At 65.2% G+C, this 6000-nt stretch carries 9 protein-coding genes; 3 read left to right on the forward strand and 6 right to left on the reverse strand.

Going from position 1 to position 6000, the window contains the following annotated elements; translation table 11 throughout:
* Positions 1–244: 244 nt before the first annotated feature.
* The gene (locus Q0D93_RS13715; protein ID WP_294395337.1) at positions 245–691 is read right to left on the reverse strand and encodes a glycine zipper 2TM domain-containing protein; all 447 of its coding nucleotides are present in this window, start codon (positions 689–691) and stop codon (positions 245–247) included.
* A 114-nt stretch (positions 692–805) separates the two neighbouring features.
* The gene (rpmB, locus tag Q0D93_RS13720; protein ID WP_294395339.1) at positions 806–1093 is read right to left on the reverse strand and encodes a 50S ribosomal protein L28; all 288 of its coding nucleotides are present in this window, start codon (positions 1091–1093) and stop codon (positions 806–808) included.
* 148 nt (positions 1094–1241) lie between these two features.
* Between rpmB and Q0D93_RS13725 the strand changes: the two genes are divergently transcribed.
* The 3 genes from Q0D93_RS13725 to Q0D93_RS13735 are packed head-to-tail and all read left to right on the forward strand — an operon-like array spanning position 1242 to position 2166.
* A complete protein-coding gene (locus tag Q0D93_RS13725; protein WP_294395341.1) occupies positions 1242–1499 on the forward strand; it encodes a hypothetical protein in 258 nt (85 codons plus the stop codon).
* Positions 1496–1693, forward strand: a complete 198-nt coding sequence (locus Q0D93_RS13730; protein ID WP_294395343.1) for a YqaE/Pmp3 family membrane protein — start codon at positions 1496–1498, stop codon at positions 1691–1693. The genes Q0D93_RS13725 and Q0D93_RS13730 overlap by 4 nt, the downstream gene beginning before the upstream one ends.
* A 44-nt stretch (positions 1694–1737) precedes the next feature.
* Entirely contained in the window at positions 1738–2166 is a 429-nt protein-coding gene (locus Q0D93_RS13735) for a nucleoside deaminase (protein ID WP_294395354.1), read from the forward strand.
* Here the strand turns inward: Q0D93_RS13735 and Q0D93_RS13740 are convergent.
* From Q0D93_RS13740 to Q0D93_RS13755, 4 genes are all read right to left on the reverse strand, one after another.
* Positions 2163–2552, reverse strand: coding sequence for a response regulator (locus Q0D93_RS13740; protein WP_294395345.1), 390 nt, complete (start codon positions 2550–2552; stop codon positions 2163–2165). The two genes, Q0D93_RS13735 and Q0D93_RS13740, sit on opposite strands and share 4 nt — an antisense overlap.
* A 25-nt stretch (positions 2553–2577) precedes the next feature.
* Positions 2578–5025: an ATP-binding protein gene (locus tag Q0D93_RS13745; RefSeq protein WP_294395347.1), complete on the reverse strand. Its 2448-nt coding sequence runs from the start codon at positions 5023–5025 to the stop codon at positions 2578–2580.
* A 159-nt stretch (positions 5026–5184) separates the two neighbouring features.
* A complete protein-coding gene (locus tag Q0D93_RS13750) occupies positions 5185–5394 on the reverse strand; it encodes a hypothetical protein (RefSeq protein ID WP_294395349.1) in 210 nt (69 codons plus the stop codon).
* Positions 5395–5537: 143 nt separating this feature from the next.
* Positions 5538–6000, reverse strand: a 463-nt coding sequence (locus Q0D93_RS13755; protein WP_294395351.1) for an EAL domain-containing protein, incomplete at its 5' end; no start/stop codon positions are given.

Consider the following 6000-nt stretch of genomic DNA (forward strand, 5'->3'; position numbering starts at 1 on the left):
GGGTCGGCTTGAGGATGGCGATGCCGGCTGCACCACGAAAAGCGGCCTCAGCGATAGCGATGCTGGATCGCAACCTGAGAATAAGAGCGCCCGCTGCCTGAGACCAGCACGCACTCCTGCGTCACACCTCCGGGGCTCGATCCCCCAGTCCAGCTCATAGGAGGGCCGTGCTCCCGCGAAGGCGGGAGCGCAGGATGCAGCGTCAGCTAACCGGGCCCAGCGGTTGGCTCGGCCTCGCACCCGCTCAGCAATCGCGGTCGATCGCCCGGCCGGCCAGGGCGCCGACTCCGGCGCCGACCAGCGCGCCCGCGGTCCGGTCGCCATAGCGGCCGACGACCGTGTCGCCGAGCAGGCCGCCCGCAATCGCGCCGATGATGGTGCCGCCAGTGCCCTTGTCGCAGCGACGCCCGTAATCGGAACGCCGGTAGCCGCGACCATAGCCTCGCCCGCGACGATCATCGCCGCGACCATAGCCACGGTCTTGGTCGCGATAGCCGCCCCGGTCGTAACCGCGCCGTTCATATCCGGTACGATCATAGCCGCCACCATAAGGCCGGCCATAGCGATCGCCATCGTAGCGACCGCCATAATAAGCGTGGCCGCCGCCATATTCCGCCGAAGCGGCCGACGGGGCCAGGCCGGCTACCGCGACCAGGGCCGCGGCAGCGATCTTGAGCGTCTTGGTAAGCATCGCAACTCTCCTCGACCGCGCGGGTGGTGCGCCGTCGAGGATGGGTCTGCGCCAGCGGCGCTGAGGCGATGCTGAATGAGGTCGTTAGCCGCCGTTAAGCTGGGCGGCAAAGCGTCACGCGGCTGCGGACGCCTTCTCGATCTCACGCTTCAGGCGACGGGCGCGCAGCGACAGCGAGTCCGACTTGGCCTTGATCAGCCAATTGTCGAGGCCGCCGACATGCTCGACCGAACGCAGGCCGTGGGTGGAAACGCGCAGGCGCACCCCCCTGCCAAGCGAATCGGAGATCAGCGTCACATTCTGCAGATTCGGCAGAAAGGTCCGCTTGGTCTTGTTGTTGGCGTGGCTCACATTGTGGCCCACCTGCCGGCCCTTGCCGGTCAGTTCGCAAATACGCGCCATGCGCCTGATTCCTGATATTCAAAGGTCTGGAAAGAGCGCGCGGATAGCGGGCACCGCCCTTGCCGTCAAGGGACGCCGCCTGTTCTGCATGAAACCGACGGCGATGCCCCACGTTGATCCGCGAGACTCAACAGAGGGATATTCCACGATGCGCGCACTTGTAACTGTTCTGGCGATTGTCGTTATCATTGGAATCATCGCCCTCGCCACCGGCTTCATCAGCCTGAGCGGCAAGGGCGGCCAGTTGCCCAAGGTCGCGGTGGAAGGTGGCCGACTGCCGACCGTGGGCGCGGATGTGGGCGACATCGACCTCGGCACCAAGAACACCACCATCGAGGTGCCGGACGTCGAGACCAAGAAGAAGACGGTCGAGGTGCCGACCCTGTCGGTCGAGAAGGCGCGGTGAGCGTGGAGGGACGCCCGACCCTAGCCGAGATCGTCGCGGCGGTGTTGCTGCCGCCGCTTGCGGTCTTCCTGCGGCGCGGTCTGGGGATGGAATTCTGGATCGCCACCGCGTTGACGTTGATCTGGTGGGTTCCGGGCGTGATCTACGCCTTTGTGGTCCTGTACCGCCCCAACCTGATCTCGCGCCGGGCATAAGGCCCCGCTAGAGGGGGAGCGTGGCCTTCCCGCTCCCCTCCCCCATGCGCCACGCGCTCGCGCTCGCCGATGCGGCGGCGCTGGCGGGCGAGGTGCCGGTCGGTGCGGTGATCATGCGCGGCGGCGAGGTTCTCGCCACATCCGCCAATGCGATGATCGGCGGCACGGACCCGACGGCCCATGCGGAGATCGTCGCGATCCGGCGCGCGGCGGAACGGCTCGGCAGCCCGCGGCTCGACGGGTGCGACCTGTGGGTCACGCTGGAACCCTGCGCGATGTGCGCCGGGGCGATCGTCCATGCCCGGCTGGCCCGCGTCTATTTCGCGGCGGACGATCCAAAAGGCGGCGCGGTGCTGCACGGGCCGCGCCTGTTTCACCAGCCGACCTGCCACCATCGGCCCGACGTCTATCCGGGCATCGGCGCGCAAGCGGCCGCGCGCCAGCTGCGGGACTTCTTCGCCGCGCGGCGCTAGTTCAGCATGATGCGGCTATTGTCCCGCGCGATCAGCCGGCCGATCGCGTCGAACAACTTGTTCATCGCCACGGGTTTCAGGATCACCTCGTCCGCGCCCTGATCGATACAGTCGCGGCAGATGTCGAGCGCGGTGTCGGCGGTGACCACGATCACCGGCACGGTCGCTTTCTCGTCGTCGCGCGCGCGGATGTGGCGGATCGCCGTCAGCCCGTCCATGCCGGGCATGCGCAGGTCCATGAGGACGATGTCATACTGACCCTCCTCGATCATGCGCAGGCCGGTTTCCGCGTCCGCGGCCTCATCCATGTCAGCGCCCGCGACGGTGAGCATGTCGCGAACCACGCGCCGGTTCATGGCGTCGTCTTCAACGAACAGGATGTTCACGTGCGACAACTCCCCGCATGGCCGGTCATGCGGCCATATCCTCGGCGGCCGCGGGGCGCCCATAGCGCATCTTCAATGCCGGGATAAGGTCCGCTGCGGCGATCGGCTTGGCAAGCACGTGATGAACGCCGCGCGCGCGCAGGTCGGCGATCAGCGCGGGCGACGGCGTCGGCCACATCAGGGTAAAATGCGCACCGGCCTCTGCCGCCATCGTGGCGACACGCGCGGCGACCTCCACGTCCAGGCCGAGCGTGCCGGCATCGGCCAGGATGTGGTCGACGCCCTGCTTCTCCAGCGCAGCGATCGCCCGCGGAAGGTCGGGAGCGAAGCCGACTCCGCCGGTCTCGCCCGCCAGAAGCGCGCGCATGATACCCTGTTGCAGCGGGTTGGCATCGATCACCAGCAGCTCGGCATCGGCCAGCCGCGCAGCCGCCGGGCGGGCGGCGCGGGCGGCGACCGGCTCGGCCCTGACCAGCGGCACCGCTACGGTAAAGGTCGCGCCGGCGCCGGGCACGCTGTCCAACGTCACGTCGCCCGCCATGGCGTGCGCAAGGCTGCGGCAGATGGCGAGGCCCAGTCCGGTGCCGCCATGGCGGCGGGTGACGCCGCCATCCACCTGGCGGAACGATTCAAAGATTTCCTGCTGCTTGTCCACGGGAATGCCGACGCCGCTGTCGCTGACCGCGATCAGCAGCTGCTCGCCGCCGTCGTACGGCGTCGTAGCGGCGGACAGGCGCACCCGGCCGCGGTCGGTGAACTTGATGGCGTTGGACATCAGGTTGAACAGGATCTGCCGCAGGCGCACCTCGTCGGCGACGATGCGCGGCGGCACGTTGCCGAGGTCGAGTTCGATCGCGATCCGCTTGGTGTCGGCCTGCCCGGTCCAGACCTGCGCGGTCTCCTCCAACAGGCGGTGCAGGTCCATTTCCGCCGCATGGATCTGCAACTCGCCCTTTTCGATCTTGGCCATGTCGAGGATGTCGTCCACCAGCGCGCGCATCGTCTCGCCCGCGCCGTGGACCAGCTCGATCCGGCTGCGCAGCATCGGGTCGAGCTGGCGCGTCGCCAGGATCACCTGCGTCATGCCGAGAATGCCGTTGAGCGGCGTGCGGATTTCGTGGCTGGTGGTGGCCAGGAACTCCGTCTTGGCCGCCAGCGCGCGTTCCAGCGCAGCGTTGGTCCGGACGAGTGATTCGTTGACATCGCGCACCTGGTTGCGGCTGCGGCGGATGGACAGAAAGCCGATCAGCAGCAGCGCCGTCACCATCGCCGCGACCGACAGCAATCCGGTGGTCAGCGCGTTGTGGAAACGCACATTGGCGCGCGCGATCGTCGCATCGCGTTCGGCCTGGCCCGCGCGCAACTCGGCGATCTTCAGGTCCTGGTTGGCGAAATCGAACCGCGCGCTCATCAACGCCGCGCTGGTTGACGCCGCCAGCCCCCGCGCCTTGTCGTCCAGCCGCCGGAACGCCTCAAGGTGCCGGAGCGCCTGCGCATCGTCCCCCAACCGACGATAGATTTCATAAGCGGTGTAGTGAAAGTCGCGGAGCGGCATGGTTGCATCGGCTTCTCGTTGTTCAAGAAGACTGCGCTGCACATTGCGTTGTGCCACCAGCAAGTCTCCTCGCCGCAATGCAAGCCGTGCTGCGACACTGAACAATGCCGGTCGCCATGCGGCAGCAGGACCTTGACGCGCGATAGTGAAGGCGGACGACAATGTTTGCGAAGCGGCACCGAAGCGGTGCGCTTCAGCTTGCGTTGAAGCCAGATTTTGAAGAACGCGAACTTCAAGGAGAGGATTTCCAAGGCGTCGTGCCACAACAAGCGCACGCTTGTGTGCAGCTTCTGCCGCACCATAATGCTTCAATTCGAATAATGCGTTGCCGCGGTTGTTATCGATGGACAGCAGAAGGTTTGGATCATTGGATCCTGTGTCCGCAGAGTTGGCGTAATAACGCAGTGCGGTTTCATAGTCCCCCGCCCTCGCATATAATGAGCCGAGGCTTAACAGGGCGATTGATTGCCCGCGTGCATCGTTGCCCGATCTGGCGAGGGTGTGCGCACGCTGGTAGTCATGCAGGGCCTCGGCAACGTTGCCGCCCAGCTCTGCGGCTCCACCTCGCGTCAGCAAGAGCTGCCCGCGCAGCTTGGCTGCGTCGCTCCCATGAAGATGGGCGATTGTTACGAGCGTTTGGTCGATGACCCGCAGTGCGGCAGAAGGCTTGTTCAAGCTGAGAAGTGCTTCTGCCTGAAGACGGTCCACAATCGACCGATGCCGCAGGCGAATCCGTGCGTCTGTTTCCGAACCCGTAAGGTCGTGAAGAGCGCGCGCCATCTGTACGGCACGTTCAGGATCTTCCATAATCGCCGATCGAACATCGGCAACCTGGCGATCAAACTGGTTTGCAGCGAAGCTACCCTGTGAGCAAGTCAGCACTATCGCCAGTGCAGCAAGCAGCTTGAGCAAAGCCATCGACATATCCCCGCCATAAGGCGGTTTAGGTTAACGCTTTACGCGACCCTGTATCAAGAGACGCCGACGGCGACACGCCTGCCGAGACATGTCGCCGTATACCGATCAAGCGACCTCGCGCCCGCAAAAAGCCGTAGGGGCGGACCCCAGGTGATCGACTTAGGAGGGGCGAACCGGACGGATGTAATCCAGCGAAGGCCGAACCGGACGGATATAATCGAGCGAGGGACGGACGGGACGAATATAGTCCAGCGAAGGACGGACCGGACGAATATAGTCCAGGGCATAAGCCGGCGCGGCGCCGACGAGGGCGGTTGCCGCCAGTGCCAGAGCGACGGTGATACGACGAGCCTGGATTGCCTTGAACATGATGCCTCCTTCGCAATGCACAAGCGGCAGCCGGCCGCCATTGCAGCGAAGGTTAGCGCAAACTTAACCCGCCGTAAAGACATTCTTAATGAGATATTAACCTATTAGCACACGTCGTTGTCACAACGCGTGAGGCGGGCGGTTCACCGCATGACAGCCCCCCGCGATAGCCAATCGAATCCAACAGCATAGCTGTCGGCGTTCCCCCTGTCGGCGCGCGCATCCAGAAACGCGCGCAGTTCGCCGACCGGCATCGGCGTCGCGATCAGGAAGCCCTGGATCACGTCGCAGCCCATCACCCGGAGCAGCGCCAGCGCAGCGGGCGAATCGACACCTTCCGCCGTCACCTCCATGTCTAGGGCATGGGCGAGGTCGATGGTCGATCGCACCAGCAGCGGATCGCGATGGCTGCTCGACAGACCGGAGATGAACATCCGGTCGATCTTGAGCTCCTTGGCAGGCAATTGTTTCAGATATGCGAGGCTGGACAGGCCGGCACCGTAATCGTCGATCGAAATCTTGATCCCGGCGTCCGCGAACAGGTGCAGGTTGCGCAGCGCCCCTTCCGGGTCGGCGATCATCGCCGTTTCCGTGATCTCGAACCCG

Origin of the sequence: uncultured Sphingomonas sp., from assembly GCF_934560975.1 — a bacterium.
Lineage (GTDB): Bacteria > Pseudomonadota > Alphaproteobacteria > Sphingomonadales > Sphingomonadaceae > Sphingomonas_I.